Source organism: uncultured Nostoc sp. (assembly GCF_964245445.1).
Classification (GTDB): domain Bacteria; phylum Cyanobacteriota; class Cyanobacteriia; order Cyanobacteriales; family Nostocaceae; genus Nostoc.
The window spans coordinates 1-3416 of sequence record NZ_CAXTNE010000332.1 but is presented as its reverse complement, the minus strand read 5'-3'; the positions used below and the strand labels follow the sequence as shown (position 1 = coordinate 3416).

General features: G+C 42.6%; 3 protein-coding genes and 1 pseudogene. 3 read left to right on the top strand and 1 reads right to left on the bottom strand.

Annotation, left to right across the window (positions count from 1 at the left end; translation table 11 throughout):
* From ACFE90_RS33675 to ACFE90_RS33665, 3 genes and pseudogenes are all read left to right on the top strand, one after another.
* Nucleotides 1-202 (top strand): annotated as a pseudogene (locus ACFE90_RS33675) (hypothetical protein); the annotation flags it as partial.
* 62 nt (nucleotides 203-264) lie between these two features.
* Nucleotides 265-1608 carry a nitrogenase component 1 gene (locus tag ACFE90_RS33670; RefSeq protein ID WP_375506641.1) on the top strand — a complete coding sequence of 448 codons (1344 nt, stop codon included), beginning with the start codon at nucleotides 265-267 and terminating at the stop codon, nucleotides 1606-1608.
* Between the two features lie 681 nt (nucleotides 1609-2289).
* Nucleotides 2290-2760, top strand: coding sequence for an IS982 family transposase (locus tag ACFE90_RS33665; protein WP_375506640.1), 471 nt, complete (start codon nucleotides 2290-2292; stop codon nucleotides 2758-2760).
* A gap of 202 nt (nucleotides 2761-2962) precedes the next feature.
* Here ACFE90_RS33665 and ACFE90_RS33660 read toward each other — a convergent pair.
* On the bottom strand, nucleotides 2963-3416 hold a 454-nt coding region (locus tag ACFE90_RS33660; protein ID WP_375506639.1), incomplete at its 5' end, for an ISAs1 family transposase.

Sequence of the window (3416 nt, the reverse complement as noted above, 5' to 3'; positions counted from 1 at the left end):
CGTCAAGGCAGAAGTTGCTACAGGGAAGGCAGAAGCTGTTACAGGCTGCGCGAAACACGGAAACGTCGAGGCGGAAGCTCTTACAAGGAAGACAGAAGCTATTACAGGCTGCGCGAAACACGGAAACGTCGAGGCGGAAGCTCTTACAAGGAAGACAGAAGCTATTACAGGCTGCGCGAAACATAAAAACGCCAAAGCATAAGTCGCTAGAGATTGCGTGAAACGCCTTTACCATAGTCAAACTTTAGAGAAACAGGAGGAAAAATGTCTGCTGAAACGACTTTTGATAATTGTAACCATAGTAAAGACCCAGTAGTTGGCTGTGCCCTTGAAGGTATTGCAACTACAGTTGCTGGTATTAAAGATGTCAGTATTGTGATTCAGTCTCCACAAGGTTGCGCGTCCACTGTCGCAGCTGGATATGATGCTCATGAGGTTGATTTCACCAAGCGGAAAGTAGCTTGTACTCGTCTTTTTGAGTCAGACATTGTAATGGGAGCGTCTGATAAACTCAAAGGTATGATTAAAGACGCGGATAAATCTTTTGATGCTAAGGTGATGTTTGTCGTTGGTACTTGCGCGGCAGACATTATTGGTGAAGATATTGCGGGATTATGCAACCAGCTTCAGCCAGATATCAAAGCTAAACTCGTTCCTTTAATGGCTGGTGGGTTTCGGGGCAATGCTTACGATGGTTTGGAGATGGGTTTGGAGGCTTTACTTCCTTTTATCAAAAAAAGGCAGACCAAGAGAAGGGGGAGAAAGCCAAGGATTGTAAATATCATTGCGCCACAGGCAAATCTGAATCCTACTTGGTGGGCTGATTTGGAATGGGTAAAGCAGACGTTAAAATCTTTAAGGATTAAAGTGCAGACGGTATTTTCTCATAATACCTCCTTTGAAGAACTAGAGCAAGCTGGTGAGGCAACCGCCAATATTGTTCTCAGTCATGATGTTGGGTATAAGTTTGCTCGGAAAATGCAACAGACCCATGACATCCCTTTGATCCTTGATGATATACCTTTACCAATAGGTGTAAACAACACTACTCGGTGGTTGAAGGCATTGGCGGCACATTTCAAGATAGAAGAAAAAGTCGAACCGCTAATTAAACAAGGCGAAGAAATGGTCGTAGATACACTTCGCAAACGAGCATTGATGATTATCCCCCGATATCGTAACTGTAGAATTGCTGTATCTGCGGATGGGACGCTTGGCATTGGACTAGTCAGAATGCTCTTTGAAGAATTGGAGATGATTCCTGAAGTCTTATTATTTCGCTCGGCGATGCCTGATTCTCGTTTAATTCTGGAGCGAGAACTGCACAGCCTTGGTCTTACTTCCCATATAGTATTTTCGGCAGATGGCTATCAGGTAAAACAGACCTTAGAAGAGTTTGGTGTTGATGCTGTGATTGGCTCGGCATGGGAAAAATACATGGCAGAGGAATTGGGAATAAAAATTGCTTTTGATGTATTTAGCCCCACTAACAGAGAAACTTATGTTGACAAGCCATATTTTGGCTATGAAGGCATGATCAATATAATGGAGGTGATTGCTAACGATTGGGATAGAGCTTTTCGTTCCAAAGAGATTCATTGGACATAGAAAAGTATTGTGTCAAGAATGTTTTGATATCTTGATGCAGAATTATCAAGAAGTATTGTGTTATACGTCTGGAGCAACGGCAGTCGCTACAACGGTGAGTAACTGCCGTAAGCATTGCTTTAGCGAGAAGACTGCCTGCCGTAAGACGCCTGTACTCCTACCAGGAAGCAAGCTACCCGTAGCGTCTCCTTTAGGAGAAAGGTGCTGTAGGGCGAACGAGCGAGAGCTTCACCCATAAGGTACAGCAAAAAAAATGACCGATTATACATTTAGATAAATTCAACAACAAGTTGATGATTGGGTACAAAAAGTGGGGAAAAGTTACTGGAGTCCTCACGAAATGCTGGCTCGGCTAGTCGAGGAGGTTGGTGAAACATCTCGGCTTATTAACCACCTATATGGACCGAAAAACGGGTTTCCCAGCATAAAGGAGGCAGTGCGTTGGGCGGGCAATGCCCGACTTGAAGCAACTGCCGTTAAGTGGCGTGGGCTTGTATCCCTTAATAAACCAATTGGCAATTGCAATTAAATCAATTTAATTGCGAAAAGCAGCGAATTGTGAATTGTTTTGGTCGATGCTAGTTTTATACCCTGCAAGTGCTGACAGGTTGGCGTAAAGCATTTCCCAATTTGGTCAGCTACACTCAGTTTGTGGAATTGATGCCTTGGTGCTGAATATCATTGTGTTGCTTTTTACATATACGTACAGGAGAAGTTACAGGGATTAGCTTTATCGATTCTACCCCAATTAATGTTTGTCATAACTGTAGGGCACATTCACATAAGGTATTTAAAGGATTAGTGAAATGGGGCAAAAATTCTGTGGTTTGGCACTTTGGGTTTAAGCTTCATTTAATTATTAATGATTGTGGAGAATTACTCGCATTTTCACTAACCCCAGCAAACGTAGATGACCGAAAACCAGTCCCAGATATGACTAAGGACTTAATTGGCAAACTGTTTGGTGACAGAGGATACATCTCTCAAAAATTGTTTGAAGAGTTATATGAGCGAGGGTTACAGTTAGTCATAAAATCTAAGAAGAAAATGAAAAATCGTTTGGTAAAACTGATTGATAAAATTCTGTTACACAAACAGGGTAAGAGCATCTCAACTAGGCTTGACATAAGGGCTGAGAAAAATCTAATGTAGAGTCAATGAAACAAGAACTGAGAACTCGAATCATATAATCGTTATCCATACCAGTCCGTTTCATTTTTTGTCGGAGACTACGTTTATAAGTTTGTTCACGATTGAGAGCATTGAGAGCAATGCGTCGTAAAAGAGCAAAATTCCGGGGACTGTGAAAAGAGCGAATGCGACAAGAATCCTCAGCAAAAGTACAATCCAGAGTTCAGTGAGCTTGGTTTTCAATACCCCAATGTTTGCGGATAGCTCGGCCTAAAAGTTGAGCATCGCTGTGTAAAGAAGCCAGATAAAATTGAATCTCACGAGTAGTTTTGTTCCAAAGACGACGCTCCGGAACAACCATAACAATGCTTTGGAGTCCAGCCCAGATTTTGGGTTGGTAAATTTCACCAAGAGCAGAAACTGGCACAGACCAAGCTTGACGAATTTCCGTGCGGTGATGTCCTTTTTCAATGCGGTGGTCGTAACTGACATCAATGCCTTGAAAATCCTGTGCAGCTGCTGTTTCAAACCATTGTTCTACTTGATGGTAGAGAGTCGGATGATTTGCCTTGAGTGCCAGAACATAATCTGCTTTTTTGTGGATAATCTTGTTGGCAATCTCGGTTGGGAGCAACGCGATTTGGTGAGGTAGGATCAAAAACCAGCGATCGCTAAAA